16 protein-coding genes are annotated in these 16,186 nt (G+C 58.7%); 9 read left to right on the forward strand and 7 right to left on the reverse strand.

What is annotated here, in order from left to right; all coding sequences use genetic code 11:
• The first annotated feature begins 280 nt into the window (after nt 1-280).
• Nucleotides 281-3,286 (forward strand): Rne/Rng family ribonuclease, encoded by a 3,006-nt coding sequence (locus BMZ42_RS05595; RefSeq protein ID WP_091519663.1) that lies wholly within the window; start codon nt 281-283, stop codon nt 3,284-3,286.
• A gap of 68 nt (nt 3,287-3,354) precedes the next feature.
• On the opposite strand, the gene BMZ42_RS05600 is transcribed toward BMZ42_RS05595, so the two are convergent.
• Nucleotides 3,355-4,500: a pyridoxal phosphate-dependent aminotransferase gene (locus tag BMZ42_RS05600; RefSeq protein ID WP_091519665.1), complete on the reverse strand. Its 1,146-nt coding sequence runs from the start codon at nt 4,498-4,500 to the stop codon at nt 3,355-3,357.
• Nucleotides 4,501-4,617: 117 nt separating this feature from the next.
• On the opposite strand from BMZ42_RS05600, the gene BMZ42_RS05605 reads away from it, so the two are divergent.
• The 6 genes from BMZ42_RS05605 to aat all read left to right on the forward strand — a co-directional run bounded on the left by BMZ42_RS05605 (nt 4,618) and on the right by aat (nt 9,888).
• Nucleotides 4,618-6,003 (forward strand): M48 family metalloprotease, encoded by a 1,386-nt coding sequence (locus BMZ42_RS05605; RefSeq protein WP_244523168.1) that lies wholly within the window; start codon nt 4,618-4,620, stop codon nt 6,001-6,003.
• A 43-nt stretch (nt 6,004-6,046) separates the two neighbouring features.
• A complete protein-coding gene (locus BMZ42_RS05610; RefSeq protein ID WP_091519668.1) occupies nt 6,047-6,826 on the forward strand; it encodes a DsbA family protein in 780 nt (259 codons plus the stop codon).
• A 122-nt stretch (nt 6,827-6,948) separates the two neighbouring features.
• A complete protein-coding gene (gene aroQ, locus BMZ42_RS05615; protein ID WP_091519670.1) occupies nt 6,949-7,386 on the forward strand; it encodes a type II 3-dehydroquinate dehydratase in 438 nt (145 codons plus the stop codon).
• Between the two features lie 33 nt (nt 7,387-7,419).
• A complete protein-coding gene (gene accB, locus BMZ42_RS05620) occupies nt 7,420-7,890 on the forward strand; it encodes an acetyl-CoA carboxylase biotin carboxyl carrier protein (RefSeq protein ID WP_091519672.1) in 471 nt (156 codons plus the stop codon).
• A gap of 14 nt (nt 7,891-7,904) precedes the next feature.
• Nucleotides 7,905-9,251, forward strand: a complete 1,347-nt coding sequence (gene accC / locus BMZ42_RS05625; RefSeq protein ID WP_091519674.1) for an acetyl-CoA carboxylase biotin carboxylase subunit — start codon at nt 7,905-7,907, stop codon at nt 9,249-9,251.
• Between the two features lie 16 nt (nt 9,252-9,267).
• Nucleotides 9,268-9,888: a leucyl/phenylalanyl-tRNA--protein transferase gene (gene aat / locus BMZ42_RS05630; RefSeq protein ID WP_091519676.1), complete on the forward strand. Its 621-nt coding sequence runs from the start codon at nt 9,268-9,270 to the stop codon at nt 9,886-9,888.
• A 15-nt stretch (nt 9,889-9,903) separates the two neighbouring features.
• Here aat and BMZ42_RS05635 read toward each other — a convergent pair whose 3' ends face one another.
• The 6 genes from BMZ42_RS05635 to BMZ42_RS05660 form a co-directional block, all read right to left on the reverse strand.
• Nucleotides 9,904-10,308 carry a DUF2155 domain-containing protein gene (locus BMZ42_RS05635; protein WP_244523178.1) on the reverse strand — a complete coding sequence of 135 codons (405 nt, stop codon included), beginning with the start codon at nt 10,306-10,308 and terminating at the stop codon, nt 9,904-9,906.
• Between the two features lie 140 nt (nt 10,309-10,448).
• Nucleotides 10,449-10,847, reverse strand: coding sequence for an NADH:ubiquinone oxidoreductase subunit NDUFA12 (locus BMZ42_RS05640; RefSeq protein WP_091519681.1), 399 nt, complete (start codon nt 10,845-10,847; stop codon nt 10,449-10,451).
• 78 nt (nt 10,848-10,925) lie between these two features.
• The gene (locus tag BMZ42_RS05645) at nt 10,926-11,426 is read right to left on the reverse strand and encodes a GNAT family N-acetyltransferase (protein WP_091519683.1); all 501 of its coding nucleotides are present in this window, start codon (nt 11,424-11,426) and stop codon (nt 10,926-10,928) included.
• A gap of 4 nt (nt 11,427-11,430) precedes the next feature.
• A complete protein-coding gene (gatB, locus tag BMZ42_RS05650) occupies nt 11,431-12,930 on the reverse strand; it encodes an Asp-tRNA(Asn)/Glu-tRNA(Gln) amidotransferase subunit GatB (protein WP_091519685.1) in 1,500 nt (499 codons plus the stop codon).
• 139 nt (nt 12,931-13,069) lie between these two features.
• A complete protein-coding gene (locus tag BMZ42_RS05655) occupies nt 13,070-13,501 on the reverse strand; it encodes a CBS domain-containing protein (RefSeq protein ID WP_091519687.1) in 432 nt (143 codons plus the stop codon).
• A gap of 121 nt (nt 13,502-13,622) precedes the next feature.
• Nucleotides 13,623-14,279 carry a rhomboid family intramembrane serine protease gene (locus tag BMZ42_RS05660; RefSeq protein WP_342028912.1) on the reverse strand — a complete coding sequence of 219 codons (657 nt, stop codon included), beginning with the start codon at nt 14,277-14,279 and terminating at the stop codon, nt 13,623-13,625.
• A 460-nt stretch (nt 14,280-14,739) separates the two neighbouring features.
• Here BMZ42_RS05660 and BMZ42_RS05665 point away from each other — a divergent pair, with 460 nt between their 5' ends.
• Both BMZ42_RS05665 and BMZ42_RS05670 read left to right on the forward strand, forming a co-directional pair.
• Entirely contained in the window at nt 14,740-15,366 is a 627-nt protein-coding gene (locus BMZ42_RS05665) for a PAS domain-containing protein (protein WP_091519690.1), read from the forward strand.
• Between the two features lie 107 nt (nt 15,367-15,473).
• On the forward strand, nt 15,474-16,082 hold the full coding sequence (locus BMZ42_RS05670; RefSeq protein WP_091519692.1) for a PilZ domain-containing protein: 609 nt from the start codon (nt 15,474-15,476) through the stop codon (nt 16,080-16,082).
• Nucleotides 16,083-16,186: the final 104 nt, after the last annotated feature.

Here is a 16,186-nt window from a genome sequence, read left to right on the forward strand (position 1 = left end):
CGGCCACCTTTCAATGGCCGGCTCTGTATGAGCATAATAGCGGGTCCGACGATCGGACCTTGGTTCAAAATTGGTACCGCATGTAACGCGATGATCGAAAGCCAGATATTGTCTCAGTCAGGAAGAAACCGCGCCGCTATGGCCGCGGCCCTGGCGAGCGTTCGGCATACGATGCGCGATGCGACCTCAAATTTATCCGGCACCTCCCTCAGATCCGTTTCAGGCAGCCGCGAGAGATCGCCCCTGCCCCGGTCTGTCTGTGCCGGGGAGACAACTCATAATGCCCAACAAAATGCTTATCGACGCCTCCCACCCGGAGGAAACCCGCGTCGTAGTCGTACGCGGCAATCGCATTGAAGAATTCGACTTCGAGTCGCAGGACAAGAGGCAGCTCAAAGGCAACATCTATCTCGCCCGCGTCACGCGTGTAGAGCCGTCGCTGCAGGCTGCCTTCGTAGAATATGGCGGCAACCGCCATGGCTTCCTGGCATTCTCTGAAATCCATCCTGACTATTACCAGATTCCGGTCGCTGACCGGCAGGCACTCCTGCGCGCCGAGGCCGAGGATGCAGGTTCGGACGATGATGATGATGAAGGCGAAGAGAAGAACGGTCGCAACCGTCGCCGCCGGCGTGGTGGCCGCAATCGCGCTCGCGCCGATGAAACAAAGGCAACCACAGCCGATGACGAGAATGTCGATCCGGCCGACGACGCCGCAGATGAAAGCGACACTGACAGCGAAGCAGACGAGATCGAAACGATCGTCCCGAACAGTGACGGCGCCCAGATCGAAGGAATCCTTCCTGAAAGCGTGATCGCCGAAAGCGTAGAAGCGGATGTCATCTCCGAGGCTGCGCCCACGAGCGACAACGATGAAGACGCCGACGACAATGACGGCGAGAGCGAAGACGACCACGAAGACGACTCGTCCAGCAACGGAAACGGGGATGACGAAGTCACTTCCGTAGGTGCAGAGGACGCACTCGAGGAGATTCGCGAACAGCGCCGCACGCCGCGCAAGCACTACAAGATTCAGGAAGTCATCAAGCGTCGCCAGATCCTGCTGGTGCAGGTCGTCAAGGAAGAGCGCGGCAACAAGGGCGCTGCCCTGACCACCTACCTCTCGCTGGCAGGTCGTTATTCCGTGCTGATGCCGAACACGGCTCGTGGCGGTGGCATTTCGCGCAAGATCACCAATGCTCAGGATCGCAAGCGTCTCAAGGACGTGGTCAAGGATCTGGAAGTTCCGCAGGGCATGGGCGTCATCCTGCGCACCGCAGGTGAAAGCCGGACCAAGGCGGAGATCAAGCGCGACTACGAATATCTGATGCGTCTGTGGGACAACGTTCGCACCCTGACCCTTCAGTCGTCCGCGCCGTCTTTGGTCTATGAGGAAGGTTCGCTGATCAAGCGCTCCGTTCGCGACCTTTACAACAAGGACATCAACGAGATTCTCGTTGCTGGCGATGAGGGCTATCGCGAGGCCAAGGACTTCATGCGCATGCTGATGCCCAGCCATGCAAAGGTCGTTCAACCCTACCGTGAGGCTTCACCGATCTTTGCCCGCAATGGCATTGAAGCGCAGCTCGACAAGATGTTGCAGCCTCAGGTGACGCTGAAATCCGGCGGCTACATCATCATCAACCAGACTGAAGCTCTGGTCTCCATCGACGTCAACTCGGGTCGCTCGACGAAAGAACACTCTATCGAGGACACTGCTCTCCAGACCAATCTGGAGGCGGCCGAAGAAGTCGCACGCCAGTTGCGCCTGCGCGACCTCGCCGGCCTGATCGTGATCGACTTCATCGACATGGAGGAGAATCGCAACAATCGCGCCGTTGAGAAGAAGCTGAAAGACTGCCTGAAAAACGACCGTGCGCGTATTCAGGTGGGGCGTATCTCGCATTTCGGCCTGCTCGAAATGTCGCGTCAGCGCATCCGCGCCTCGGTCCTCGATTCGACGACGCAGCCCTGCCCGCATTGTGGCGGCTCCGGCCATATCCGGTCGGAATCGTCTGTTGGCCTCATGGTGATCCGTGCGGTGGAAGAGTTCCTCCTGAAGGATGGTCGCCACCACATCACCGTCCGCACGCCCACGTCGACCGCGATCTACGTCCTCAATCACAAGCGCTCCAATCTTGTCGAGCTGGAGAAGCGCTTCGGCCTGACGATCACAATCGAGACGGACGATTCCCTGAAGACTCAGCACTACGCGATCTTCAAGGGCGCTGTGGCCGAGAACGCCACGCTGTATCAGCCTACCAGTCCGGTCCTCTTGGATGACGAAGAGCTGGATGAGGAAGACTTCGTTGAAGAGGATGCGCATGACGAGGCCGATGCGCCTGTGTCTGCGGAGCAGATCGAGTCGGAGGGTGATGACGCGCAGCGCAAGCGCAAGCGCCGTCGTCGTCGTCGTGGCGGCCGGGATCGCACTGAAGAATCTGCGGAGCAGACCGTCAGCGCAGACGGCGAAGCAGAAGGTGATGACAGCACTGAAGCATCCGAGGAAGCTGTCGGCACCGACGACGAGGCATCCGAACTGACGGCATCGGCCGAAGAAACAGCGGCCAAGAAGCGTCGACGCGGCAAGCGCGGCGGTCGCCGCAATCGGCGCGATGACGAGGCTGCTGCGACTGCAGGCAACTCGGACGATATCGCAGACGATGGCGAAGGTTCATCCGAAGCCAACGATGCCGAAACTCAGCCTGCCGAAACTGTTGAGGCACCCGTGGCCGAGATTGTCGCCGAGATCGTTGATCAGGCGGCTATGGAAGCGATCGAGGCTCCCAGCGAAGCAGCAGCGGAAGTTGCAACTGAAGTTGCCGCCGAAGCTGAGGCAGTGGAAAAGCCGAAGCGTCGGGCTCCCCGTCGCACGGCTGCCAAAAAGGCACAGCCTGCAGAGCCGGAAGTGGTTGAGGCAGCAGCCGATCTGGCTGCAGAATCTGAGGTCGCTCCTGCGGCCGACGTCGAAGCACCGAAGGAAAAGCCCAAGCGCGCACCGCGCCGTAAGGCACCCGCCAAGGCGAAGGAAGCTGTGGCTGAAGTAGCGGACGCCGTTGCTGCCGAGGAAGCAGCTCCCGCAGCTCTGGAAATCACGGCGCAAGCATCGGAACCGGAGAACACCTTGGTGCCCGAGACTGCGGACGTCACTCCCGTGCCAGAAGCGGTCGTTGTGGCAACCCCGGTAGAAGAAAAGCCTGCCGAGCCGGTCGTGACGTCCTCGCAGGGCGAGCAGGCTGACAAGCCGCGAAAAGGCGGCTGGTGGCAGCGCAAGGGATTTTTCTGATCCCTCGCACTCGCACTTGAGACATAAAAAAACCGGCGTTCGCGCCGGTTTTTTCTAGATGTCGATTGTTAAAGCCATGCTTTCAGTCGAGCTATTGCCTCGGTCACATCGGCTTCGCTACCGGCATAAGAGAGCCGCAGAAAGCGCTGTCCTTCAGCAAGGTCGAAATCGATACCTGGCGTTGCCGCAATGTGGCATTCGGCCAGCAAGCGCTTGGCGAAATCCATACTGTCGTTGCTGTGCCGCGTCACGTCGCAATAGGCGTAGAATGCGCCGTCCATTGGCGCGGCAAGTGGCAATCCAAGGTCGGGCAATGCACTGCCCAGCAATTCGCGATTGTGACGATAGCGCTCTTTCACCCGATCCAGCTCATCTGAAGCGTCAAAAGCACGTATTGCTGCCGCCTGCGACAATTCGGGGGCGGAAATATAGAGGCTCTGCGCGATGCGCTCGACCGGACGAACGAGTTCCTCAGGCAGCACCATCCAGCCGATGCGCCATCCAGTCATGCAATAGTACTTCGAGAACGAATTGATGACGGTGACGTCATCGCCATATGAAAGCGCTGTAATATCGTCATCCTGGTAGGACAGACGATGATAGATCTCGTCGGAGATCACCGAAATGCCCATGCTCCGCGCTGCTTCGATCAAGGCTTGCAGCGCCTGTGGCGGCGTAATTGCCCCGGTCGGATTTGCCGGGCTTGCAAAAAGAACGCCCTGCAGCGGCTTTTCGCGATGCGCATGTTCGAGCTGGGCTGCCGTCAGCCAACCCTCTTCCTCCAGACGGATTTCCACCACGTCCAGTCCAAGTGCGATCAAGATGTTGCGATAGGCCGGATAACCCGGCGTGGTGATCGCAATCCGATCGCCGGGATCGAACATCGCCAGGAAAGCAAGGTTGAAGCCAGCCGACGAACCGGTCGTCACAGCAATACGTGAAACCGGTACGTCCACCCCGTAGTGATCGCGGTAGTGCGTCGAAATTGCCTGACGCAGGTCCATAAGACCCAGCGCATCCGTGTAGCCGCCCCGCCCCGCCAGCAACGCTTGTTGGGCAGCTTCGCGCACAATGGACGGAACCGGATCGGAGGGCTGCCCAACCGCAAGCGACACGACAGGATGGCCCATTGCCTTCAGTCGGTTCGCCTCGGCGAGAACGTCCATCGCGTGAAACGGCTCGACCGCACTGCGTCGGGAAACAGAGACAACCATGAGAAACTCCAGTCAGGAAAGGCCAAGGTGCCGCACAAATGCCCGAAAGATATGAGGTTCACAAGTTGAGGAATGTGCGGCGCATTGCCTTTGCAGGAACTTGTCAGTCGGATACCAATGGCAACGATGAAGTCTGTTCTGTCGAAATCCCTGGCAATACGCATTCTGGCTGCGGTGGCGATGGCCCTGCCCGCATCGCTGCCGGTCGTGCCGCAGGCGGTTGCACAGCAACGCGGCGTTTCGCTGATCCGGGATGCCGAGATCGAGTCGCTTGTACGCGACTACGCGCGCCCGATCCTTGAGGCGGCCGGACTGGGACGATCCGGTATCGAAACGATCCTGGTCAACGATCCGTCGTTCAACGCATTCGTGTCGGGTAGACGCATATTCATCAATACCGGCGCGCTGCTGATCGCTGAAACGCCCAACGAGATCATTGGAGTGCTCGCTCATGAAGCCGGGCACATCGCTGGTGGCCATCAACAGCGTCTGCGAGAGCAGCTTGAGCGCTCCAACACCATAGCCGTGATTTCGACGATTCTGGGTGTCGGCGCCGCCGTAGCTGGGACGATGACCAACTCCCAGGGGCTCATGCAATCCGGCACCGGCATCATGTCCGGCGGCATGGAGGCGGCGCGGCGCTCGCTGCTCAGCTACCAGCGATCAGAAGAAACCACTGCTGACCGCGCAGCGATCAACTATCTCGAACGTACCGGCCAGTCGGCGCGCGGCATGCTCAAGACTTTTGAGCGCTTCGCCAGCAGCATGGCACTGGCCGGATCGCGCGTCGATCCCTATCAGATCAGTCACCCGATGCCTCGTGAGCGTATCGCCAATCTCGAAAACCTTGCGCGCGCCAGCAAGCATTTCGATCGCCAGGATCCATCCGCGCTCCAGCTGCGTCACGATATGGCACGTGCCAAGATCACGGCCTATACACAGGGGCATATAGGCGCTTCACGGCTATTTCGCCGAGACCCGCGTGGCCTTCCGGCTCTTTATGCCGACGCGATTGGTACCTTTCTTTCCGGCAATGTCCGCGCCGGAATCACCAAGATCGACACGCTGATCAAGTCAAACGGCAAAAATCCCTATCTCCATGAGATGCGCGGAGAGATGCTCCTGAAAGCCGGGCGTCCTGCAGACGCAGCCAAGGCATTCGCACAGGCGCGGCGACTGGACAAAAACGACTCCGGTATCATCCAGATCGGTTACGGGCAGGCGTTGATGGCAACAGGCAATCCTGAATCTCTGCGAAAGGCCGTCGTCGAGTTGCGCACCGGCCTCACCCGCGCTCGCGAATATTCCGCAGGCTATCGCTATCTTGCCCAGGCACACGCGCAGCTTGGCAATGTCGCGGAGGCTGAACTTGCCACTGCCGACGGCCACTTCTATTCGGGCAACTATCGGGATGCCAAAATATTTGCCGCTCGTGCCCAGCAGAAGCTCAAGCAAGGCTCGCCCAGTTGGGTGCGCGCGCAGGACATCATCAACTTCAAATAATCTGGTCGACGACTGCCGTCGCACTGCATGAAGGACATTTAGAATGAGCAAGGCCACGGTACTCGGCATAACCGGCGCAGCTGTTGGCGCTGCAATGTTCGCTTTCGGTTTTGTTTCTGGCAGCAACCCTGTTCCGACCACTGACATGGCAGGCACTGCATCGATGACCCGCACGCAGGTTGAGTCAATCGTGCACAATTATCTCGCCGCCAATCCAGAAATTCTGTTGGAGATGCAGACAGCGCTCGAAACAAAACAGGAAGAGCGCCAACGTGTTTCTCAGATCGACACGATCCGCGGTGCCCGCGACGAAATCTTCAACGCCAGCTACGACGGGGTCATCGGCAACCCGCAGGGAGCTGTCACAATCGTCGAGTTCTTCGACTACAATTGCGGGTTCTGCAAGCGCGCGCTGGCTGACATGGAGACCGTCATTCAGTCCAATCCAGACCTGCGCTTTGTGCTCAAGGAATTTCCGATTCTCGGCCCGGACTCACAGAAGGCGCATGTCGTCTCCATGGCTTTCCGCAATCTGGCGCCAGAAAAATACGGAGATTTTCATCGCGAGCTGATGAACGGCAGCCGCGCCAACGAAGCAACCGCAATTGCTGCGGCCACACGTCTTGGTGTCGAGGAAGCTGCCCTTCGTCGCGAGATGGAGAATCCACAGATCGCGCAGGCTTTCGCCCAGACTTATGAACTGGCTTCACGGCTGGCAATTACCGGCACGCCGTCCTATGTGGTGGGGGATGAGGTCGTATTCGGCGCTCTTGGGCACGCTGTGCTCGAAGAAAAACTGAAACAGGTCCGTGCAGCGAACTGAAACGTATGAATTCCGGTTTTCACAGCCCAAACAGGGCTGTGGACACCAAAAGAACTCACTTGCGCTCTTTCCGCCGCAGTCTATGGCCGTTATAGAAGTGCCGGCGCGCAGGAACTCCTTTTATGTCGAAGACGATATTCATTCTCAATGGTCCCAACCTGAACATGCTCGGCAAGCGAGAGCCGGGCATCTACGGTGGCAAGACCCTTGACGAAATTGCCGACGATTGCCGCGCAGAAGGCAGCCGCCTTGGCTTCGAAGTCGACTTCCGCCAGTCCAACCACGAAGGTGAACTGGTCGACTGGATTCAGGAAGCCGCAAGCAAGGCCCAGGGTCTGGTTATCAATCCCGCTGCCTACAGCCATACCTCGATTGCAATCCACGACGCGATCCGAGCAATCTCGCCTTTCCCCGTCGCAGAAGTGCATCTTTCGAACATTCACGCACGGGAGCAATACCGCCACCATTCGTGGGTTTCGGCGGTCGCAACTGGCGTGATTTGCGGCTTCGGACCGCAAGGTTATCTCATGGCGCTAAACGCATTGGCCGCAAGGTCATAAGCCGCCACAACGAACAATAAGGACGATAGTAGAATGTCGACTAAGAAAAACGGCGTTGACCAGCAACTTATCCGCGATCTGGCGACAATTCTTGATGAAACCAACCTGACCGAAATTGAGGTTGAGCAGGACGACCTGCGTATTCGAGTTTCTCGTACCCCGGCAGCGGTTCAGGGCTACGCACCAGCGCCTTATGCAGCCGCACCTGCGCCAGCTGCACCAGCGGTCGCTGCACCTGTCGCGGCGGCTCCTGCTGCCGCCGATACGTCCAAGAACGCAGTCCCCTCGCCGATGGTCGGAACCGCTTATCTGTCACCTGCACCAGACGCCAAGCCGTTCATTGAAGTTGGCCAGAAGGTAAAGGAGGGTCAGACCCTTCTCATTATCGAAGCCATGAAGACAATGAACCAGATCCCGTCTCCGCGCGCGGGCACGGTCGTTGCGATCCTGTGCGAGGATGCTCAGCCCGTCGAGTACGGCGAGCCTCTCGTGGTCATCGAATAGGTCAGGGCCGAAGGATGTTTCAAAAAGTCCTGATAGCAAACCGGGGTGAAATTGCACTGCGCATTCTGCGCGCGTGCAAGGAGCTTGGTATTCAGACCGTGGCCGTTCATTCTACGGCGGACGCAGATGCCATGCATGTGCGGCTCGCAGACGAAAGCGTCTGCATTGGCCCACCGCAGTCCCGCGATTCGTACCTGAATATCCATCAGATCGTTGCGGCATGTGAAATTACCGGCGCCGACGCGATCCACCCTGGCTACGGCTTCCTGTCTGAGAATGCTAAATTCTCCGACATTCTTGCTGCCCACAACATCACGTTTATCGGGCCTTCGGGCGACCATATCCGCGTGATGGGTGACAAGATCGAAGCCAAGCGCACCGCAAAGCGCCTTGGTATTCCCGTCGTTCCGGGCTCAGAAGGCGCTATCTCCGACGAAACCGAAGCAAGACGCGTTGCCGCTGAGATCGGCTACCCTGTCATCATCAAGGCATCTGCTGGCGGTGGCGGTCGCGGCATGAAGGTCGCACACTCCGAAGACGACCTCCTCGTCGCTCTCGCCACTGCAAAGTCGGAAGCATCTGCCGCCTTTGGCGATGACGCCGTCTATATCGAGAAATATCTCGAGAAGCCGCGCCACATCGAAGTGCAGATCGTCGGCGATGGTGCCGGCAGGGCCATCCATCTGGGTGAACGCGATTGCTCCCTGCAGCGCCGTCACCAGAAGGTCTGGGAAGAAGCCACCTCGCCTGCACTGAATGCCTCAGAGCGCGCCAAGATTGGCGAGATCTGCTCGAAGGCGGTTGCCGATCTCGGATATTCCGGTGCAGGCACAATCGAGTTCCTGTACGAGAACGGCGAGTTCTATTTCATCGAGATGAACACCCGCCTTCAGGTGGAACACCCGATTACTGAAGCGATTACCGGTATCGACCTCGTTCACGAGCAGATTCGCGTCGCCTCGGGTGGTGGTCTGTCGGTCAAGCAGGAAGACATCCGCTTCCAGGGCCACGCCATTGAGTGCCGCATCAACGCGGAAGACCCGCGCACTTTCGTCCCCTCGCCGGGCACGATCACGCACTTCCACACGCCGGGCGGCCTGGGTATCCGCGTCGATTCGGGTGTCTATTCGGGCTACAAGATCCCGCCCTACTACGACAGCCTGATCGGCAAGCTGATCGTGCATGGCCGCAATCGCGTCGAGTGCATGATGCGTCTTCGCCGCGCATTGGACGAGTTCGTGGTCGACGGCATCAACACCACACTGCCGCTTTTCCGGGATCTGGTCGGCAACACCGACATTGCCAATGGTGATTACGACATCCACTGGCTGGAGAAGCACCTGGCATCGTCCGCGGGGTAATGGTTGCGAGTATGCGATGACCCGTCCTTTTGCGCCCGGTTACCGCATACCCGCCGATCTGCTCCTGCGCGCCTACGCGTCAGGAGCATTCCCCATGGCAGAATCGGCCGAAGACCCGGAGGTGTTCTGGGTCCGGCCTGAAACCCGCGGGATCATACCCCTCGACGATTTCCACATTCCCCGGAGCCTTTCGAAGGTCATCCGGCAGAATCGTTTTGAAATCCGGGTCGATAGTGACTTTGAGGGCGTAATTGACGGCTGCGCCGAAGCGCGCGAGGGCCGCGACTCCACCTGGATCAACGCCCCTATCCGCGAAGCCTACACCAACCTCTTCATGCGTGGATATTGCCACACTGTCGAAGCGTGGGAGAACGATCGCCTTGTGGGCGGTCTCTATGGCGTCACGCTCGGACGCGCATTTTTCGGCGAAAGCATGTTTTCACGCACAACCGACGCGTCGAAAGTCTGTCTCGCCTTCCTTGTGGAGCGGCTGCGCGCAAGGGGCTTCGTACTTCTGGACACCCAGTTCACCACTGAACACCTCAAGCGCTTCGGCGCCATCGATGTTCCGCGTGCCAAATATGAGGCGATGCTTGAGCGCGCTGTGCAGGGCGAAGCGAAATTCACCGACTCCTGAGCATCTGCTCATAGTTTAGTTGGTTGAAGCCTTTTCCGGAGGCGGAACGTCGGACTTCTGTTTGCAGTCCTTCAGCCACACATCGTAGATCGGGTGCTCAATCGCATTGAGACCGGGACTTTCCGCGAACATCCAGCCCGTAAAAATGCGACGAATCTTCCGATCCAGCGTGATCTCGTCGACTTCAATAAAGGAATCGGTTTTCGGCTCTTCCGTCTCTGGCGACGAATAGCACACGCGGGGCGTGACCTGCAGAGCGCCAAATTGAACGGTTTCGTTGATGTAGACGTCGAAGCTGATGATCCGCCCGGTGATCTTGTCGACCCCGGTGAATTCCGCCACCGCATTGGTCACCCGCTCCGCCAGGGAAGGTCCGGAACTGACAAGAACGCCAGCCAGCACAAGTGTCGGCAAGCGCATCACCTTGGGACGGGAATGAGAGAAGCGCGGGCTAGTCGGCGATAGAGCCATGAGTCGTGCTGTCCGTGAATTGTCGTGGCGACATGCGTGCGACGTGGATAGACGGCAAATGTGGCGAGAAAGCTCTCGCCGACAACAGCTTACGAACCTGGTGTCCAGGCGTCGTAGTCTCCTGTAACGCGCGGGCGCTCTGCCCCGGCCAGTACAGAGCCCTTGGGGCGATAAGCCTTGGCCGAGCCGGTATGGTTCTGCTCGTGCGGCTTCTGCCACTCGCGCGCCACATACTGCTCCTCGCTTGGCGGTGTGTCTACGCGCCGGTGAAGCCAACCATGCCAGCCTGGCGGCACGATGGAGCCTTCCGAGTAGCCGTTATAGATGACCCAGCGCTTCGGCGTGCCATCGTAATCTTTGCCACCCTGATAGTAGACGTTGCCGAACTCGTCGCTGCCAACACGCTGGCCGTTGCGCCAGGTGAAGAAACGCGTGTTCAGATTCTGGCCATTCCACCAGGTGAAAAACTGCGTGAAAAAGGTCTTCATCGATTCCTCCGGCAGGAAGTCGCCGTGTGGGCCTTATGGCGCTATGAGCCCGCGTTTGCAAGCGTCCTGGCGTCGCGGTCAGTCCGCCCAGATGATTGGACGCTCAAATACGAGCGCCGGTTCTGCAGGTCCGCCGACCACTTCCTGGTCGATCTTCCCCACCTGTGAAAAGCCCTGTGCCAGATAAAACGACACCGCCTTCGCATTTCGCTCTTCGACGAACAGCCGCACGGTTCCAGCTTCGGGGAAGCAGCCTTCAACCTCGTCGAGCAAAAGACCGCCGATGCCCTGCCCCTGGCACGATGGGGCGACATAGAGCTGATGGAGCACCAGCGTCTTGCCTTCGTCTTGCGCTGTGGCAAACGCCATGCCCCCGATCATTTTCCCGTCATCTGCGACAAGAAACTCCGAACGCGGAAGCGATAGCCGTTCGCCAAGCAAGGTCATCGAGTGCCAGGAATCGGTAATCTGCGTGACGCGATCCTTGCCGTAGATCGCGTCATAGGTGTCATGCCAGGTCTCGACCAACAGCGCCCGGATCGCCGGGATGTCGCGCGACGAGGCAGTGCGTACGAACATCGGCCTACTCGACGCCCAGACGCGACTTCACGAGGTCGTTCACGGCCTGCGGGTTGGCCTTGCCGCCGGTCGCCTTCATGACCTGGCCGACGAACCACCCAGCCATGCTCGGCTTCTCACGCGCCTGCTCGGCCTTGTCCGGGTTGGCTGCGATCACCTCATCGACGGCCTTCTCGATGGCGCCGGTGTCGGTGACCTGCTTCATGCCACGGCTTTCGACCAGCTCACGCGGATCGCCGCCCTCGTTCCAGACGATTTCGAACAGTTCCTTGGCGATCTTGCCGGAAATCACGCCTTCCTTGATGAGATCAATGATCGCACCGAGCTGTTCCGGCGAAACTGGCGCATCATCGATATCAAGGCTCGCCTTGTTCAGAGCACCAAGCAGGTCGTTGATAACCCAGTTCGCAGCCGCCTTGCCGTCGCGGCCGTTTGCGACCTTCTCGTAATAGTCGGCAATCGCCTTCTCGGAGACCAGGATAGAAGCGTCGTAGGTCGACAGTCCCAGTGCCTCGATCAGACGGGCCTTCTTGTCGTCTGGAAGCTCCGGAAGATGTTCAGCAAGCGCGTCAACATATGCCTGGTCGAATTCTAGCGGCAGAAGGTCTGGATCCGGGAAATAGCGATAGTCATGCGCTTCTTCCTTGGAGCGCATCGAGCGGGTCTCACCCTTGTTCGGGTCGAACAGACGGGTTTCCTGATCGATCTTGCCGCCGTCCTCCAGGATACCGATCTGGCGACGCGCTTCATATTCGATCGCCTGGCCGACAAACCGGATCGAGTTGACGTTTTTGATTTCACAGCGCGTGCCGAAAGGCTCACCAACACGGCGCACGGACACGTTGACGTCAGCGCGCATCGAGCCTTCGTCCATATTGCCGTCGCAAGTGCCAAGATAGCGGACAATCGTACGCAGCTTGGTCAGATATGCCTTGGCCTCGTCCGCAGAGCGCATGTCCGGCTTTGACACGATCTCCATCAGCGCGACGCCGGAACGATTGAGATCGACATAGGACATGGTCGGGTGCTGGTCGTGCATCGACTTACCGGCGTCCTGCTCCAGATGCAGACGCTCGATGCCAACTTCGATGTCCTCGAACTCGCCATTCTTGTCGGGACCAACCGAGACAATGACAGTGCCTTCACCGACGATTGGCTGCTGGAACTGCGAAATCTGATAGCCCTGCGGCAGGTCGGGGTAGAAATAGTTCTTCCGATCAAAGACCGACTTCAGATTGATTTGCGCCTTCAGGCCAAGCCCGGTGCGGATCGCCTGCCGGACACATTCCTCGTTGATGACAGGCAACATGCCTGGCATCGCCGCATCGACGAGACTGACATTCGCATTGGGTTCTGCACCGAAGGCAGTCGAAGCGCCCGAAAACAACTTCGCCTCGGACGTCACCTGGGCATGAACCTCCAGGCCGATGATGATTTCCCAGTCGCCGGTTGCTCCTGCAACGAAGCGCTTCGGGTCAGGTGTTCGCGTGTCGATGATCGTCATTGAAATCCGGTTCTCTGAAGAGATGTTGGCGCTCAGGCACCTTCTTGCATATGGTTTTCGCTAGATCAAACGGATCACGCTTGCAACCCTTTGCAAGGCCCGCAAAACCATCAAGCTTCACCAGATTTCTGCACCACGCTCACGCAGTCGCAATATACTCGCGAATTTGATCCGCCTCACGCTGAACCTCTTCAAGGCGTCGCTTCACAACGTCGCCAATGGAAATGATACCGGCAAGCTTGCCGTCCTTCTCGACCGGCAAATGGCGAAATCGCCCTTGGGTCATGACTTCCATCACATGATTGACCGTGTGCGCCTCACCGCAGGTGGTCACCTTGGAGGTCATTACCTGGTCAACACGAAGCCCCAGCGCATCACCGCCAGCTTCTCCAATGACCCGCACGATATCGCGCTCTGACAATATCCCGACAATGCGTCGCTCACCATCGACGATCACCACCGCACCGATGCGCCGCGCCCCGAGCAACTGCGCTGCACGTGCGAGCGTCTGTTCGGGCTCCAGCGTGACAACGTCGCTTCCTTTGCGATCCAGTATCGACCTGACAGTCATAGCGCTCCTCCCGGCTTTGGCAGGCCAGTCCACAACCGGCCACGCGATGCGAACCTTGTCATGGTGCGCGTAGACGCTCAGCTTTGCAAGCGTCGGCTTCTCAGGAAGATTTCGCCAGTTGCTAGGCTAGACGTTGAGTTCGATCGAAAGAACGCACCAGCAAGAAACCTGCGAGAAACCCGCCAATATGCGCTTCCCAGGCAATGCTTGCGCTCATGTCAGACGTGCCGATGCCCATCACAAAATTCACCACCATCCAGACTGCAAGGAATGTAACGGTCGTCCTTGATTGAAACACCGCTGGGATCGAGAGTATCGCGCCTTCAAAAGCTGGTTTTGGCGCGCGTCGATTGACCTGAAAGCCAAATCTGGCTGCCGCCCCCATCATTCCTGAGATTGCACCCGATGCGCCGATCAATGGCGTCGCCTCGCCGGAATGAAGCACGTAATGCAAAGCAACAGCAGCCAGGGCGGTGAAAATCCAGAAGGCGATGAACCGCACTGCGCCGATTCGATTTGCAAGCGGAGAGCCGAACGCGGCGAGCCAGATCATATTGACCGCCAGATGGGCCACGCTTCCGTGCAGGAAAGAATATGTCCACGGACCAGAGAAGGCGTAGGCGTCCAGAGCGTAGCCGCCAGAATAGCGCAGGGGAATGAAGGCGAAGTGGACGATCACCCAAAAATCCTGCTCGTCGGTCAGAACGTAGCTGCGCACCAGATGGATGCCTGCACACAGGGCGATCAGCCCAACCACCACCGCCGGCATGTTGAACATCGGCTCGCGGGGCGCTGCGCGCGAAAAGCCTCGGGTAGTTTCATCATCGGATGGGGAAGAATGGGGGGCCGCCATTATCTGCCTTGAACTGAACGGAAGGAGAGAACTCGCTATTCGCACGATACGATATGCCAGATATCACTCACGAACACACGTGCAACAGAAGAAAGCCGTCCAGAGAAGTCTCTGAACGGCCTGGTCGAGCCCCCTGCTCACTCCCGGACTTATTGTCCATGACAGGTCATCGAAGTGCCCGTCCCCTTGGAGTGCACCCCGAATGACATGCCGAACCCCGGCGGGCAACGTAAACCAATCGTTAACCCTAACGATCCGGATAGCCGTGAAAAACGGTTAACGTGACTGGCATGTCTCGTGCGTGTGGGTTCCAACAAGTCCATCGGAATCACGTTTCTGTTCACCGATGGAACAACCGCAAGGGGCAAAGGGCGGCAAAGGGAATATGAAACAGGAAGGATCGATTGCGCTTTTCCAATATTGGAACAGGCTCCGGAAAGGGAGACCTGCACCTCAGCGCACGGAAATTGAACCGGCGGAAATCAAGGCGTTGCTCGCAGACACGTTCATCCTTGAACAGGATGGTCGCGGCGAACCGGTATTCCGCCTTGCCGGAACGCGCCTTTGCGCAACCTATGGCCGCGAGCTTAAGGGATACGCGTTTCCCTTGATCTGGTCACAGCGCGATCAGCGTATCGTTTCTCGTCTCGCCTATGGCACACTTCGAGACAAGTCGGTCTCCGTCGTCACCTACGAGGGCCTGACGCAAAGCGGCAAGACCAACCTGTTCGAAATGATATTGCTGCCATTGGAATCCGGCTTCGGCAGCCCGCGCCTTCTCGGAGCCGTCACCCCTATCGACAAGCCTTACTGGCTGGGGACAGATCCCGTCGTCGAAGGAAAGATCGAGACGATGCGCATCGTCGATGCCGAGCGTGAACCGTTGTTTCTCGAGAACCGCGCACCCTCGCTGGCTCCGGCCAGCTCAAATCTTATCAACAACGGCCTTGGCAAGGTCGAGGGACGACGCATCCGCCATCTTGTTGTGTTCGAAGGCGGGCGTGAAGACTGACCGCCAGCCCCAGCGCAGGCACACCGTAAATTAACCAGTTTCGCAGTATCCCGAAATCATATCTTCGCATTGAGCGAGATAGCGAAACAAGCGGGGCATGAGCGGGCATGAGACCAGCGGCGACCAGGGCAGCGCCGGCGCGTATGGAGCGGAGAGACTTCCAGCGCGTACGCGTGAAAGTTTATGGACGCTACATGCTGGAGGACCGTTCGGAATATCCCTGCCAGGTCATCGATATGTCGCCCGGCGACGTGGCTCTGCGCTCTTCCAAGCGCGGGGCGCTCGGAGAAAAGGTCATCGTCTATCTCGACCAGATCGGTCGACTGGAGGGGGTTGTCACCCGTTCTCTTGAAGACGGTTTCGCAATGACAATCATTGCCTCCGAGCGCAAGCGTGACAAACTCGCCGCGCAGCTCACCTGGCTTGCCAACAAGCACGAGCTCGACCTGCCGGAAGACCGCCGTCACGAGCGCGTCTCGCCACGCAACCCGATCACCACGCTTGATCTCGGCGATGGGCGCCAGTATCGCTGCCGGATCGTGGATCTGTCTCTCTCGGGCGCTGCAATCGAAATCGACGTCAAGCCCGCGATCGGCTTGCCGGTGACGCTTGGTACAATGCGTGGCCGGGTCGTGAGACATTTTGAGGACGGGATTGCCATTGAGTTCGCCGCGTTGCAGCGTGAAGACACTCTGCTCGAACATTTCGATCGCTAAACCACTCCCTCAAAAGCGCCAAGTGCTTTAAGGGTGCGCACCAGCTCCCTGCGCACGATCCATGCGCCTGTCAGGCGCGGCCGCCTCCTCCACCCGTTCCTTCC

It is taken from the genome of Aquamicrobium aerolatum DSM 21857 (assembly GCF_900113935.1).
Taxonomy (GTDB): Bacteria; Pseudomonadota; Alphaproteobacteria; order Rhizobiales; family Rhizobiaceae; genus Aerobium; species Aerobium aerolatum.

Bases quoted from the DNA above. Each gene is read 5' to 3' on its own strand.
- BMZ42_RS05595 (WP_091519663.1), top strand. From the start codon at position 281: ATGCCCAACAAAATGCTTATCGACGCCTCCCACCCGGAGGAAACCCGC.
- BMZ42_RS05600 (WP_091519665.1), bottom strand. From the start codon at position 4,500: ATGGTTGTCTCTGTTTCCCGACGCAGTGCGGTCGAGCCGTTTCACGCG.
- BMZ42_RS05605 (WP_244523168.1), top strand. From the start codon at position 4,618: ATGGCAACGATGAAGTCTGTTCTGTCGAAATCCCTGGCAATACGCATT.
- BMZ42_RS05610 (WP_091519668.1), top strand. From the start codon at position 6,047: ATGAGCAAGGCCACGGTACTCGGCATAACCGGCGCAGCTGTTGGCGCT.
- aroQ (WP_091519670.1), top strand. From the start codon at position 6,949: ATGTCGAAGACGATATTCATTCTCAATGGTCCCAACCTGAACATGCTC.
- accB (WP_091519672.1), top strand. From the start codon at position 7,420: ATGTCGACTAAGAAAAACGGCGTTGACCAGCAACTTATCCGCGATCTG.
- accC (WP_091519674.1), top strand. From the start codon at position 7,905: ATGTTTCAAAAAGTCCTGATAGCAAACCGGGGTGAAATTGCACTGCGC.
- aat (WP_091519676.1), top strand. From the start codon at position 9,268: ATGACCCGTCCTTTTGCGCCCGGTTACCGCATACCCGCCGATCTGCTC.
- BMZ42_RS05635 (WP_244523178.1), bottom strand. From the start codon at position 10,308: ATGCGCTTGCCGACACTTGTGCTGGCTGGCGTTCTTGTCAGTTCCGGA.
- BMZ42_RS05640 (WP_091519681.1), bottom strand. From the start codon at position 10,847: ATGAAGACCTTTTTCACGCAGTTTTTCACCTGGTGGAATGGCCAGAAT.
- BMZ42_RS05645 (WP_091519683.1), bottom strand. From the start codon at position 11,426: ATGTTCGTACGCACTGCCTCGTCGCGCGACATCCCGGCGATCCGGGCG.
- gatB (WP_091519685.1), bottom strand. From the start codon at position 12,930: ATGACGATCATCGACACGCGAACACCTGACCCGAAGCGCTTCGTTGCA.
- BMZ42_RS05655 (WP_091519687.1), bottom strand. From the start codon at position 13,501: ATGACTGTCAGGTCGATACTGGATCGCAAAGGAAGCGACGTTGTCACG.
- BMZ42_RS05660 (WP_342028912.1), bottom strand. From the start codon at position 14,279: ATGTTCAACATGCCGGCGGTGGTGGTTGGGCTGATCGCCCTGTGTGCA.
- BMZ42_RS05665 (WP_091519690.1), top strand. From the start codon at position 14,740: ATGAAACAGGAAGGATCGATTGCGCTTTTCCAATATTGGAACAGGCTC.
- BMZ42_RS05670 (WP_091519692.1), top strand. From the start codon at position 15,474: ATGAGACCAGCGGCGACCAGGGCAGCGCCGGCGCGTATGGAGCGGAGA.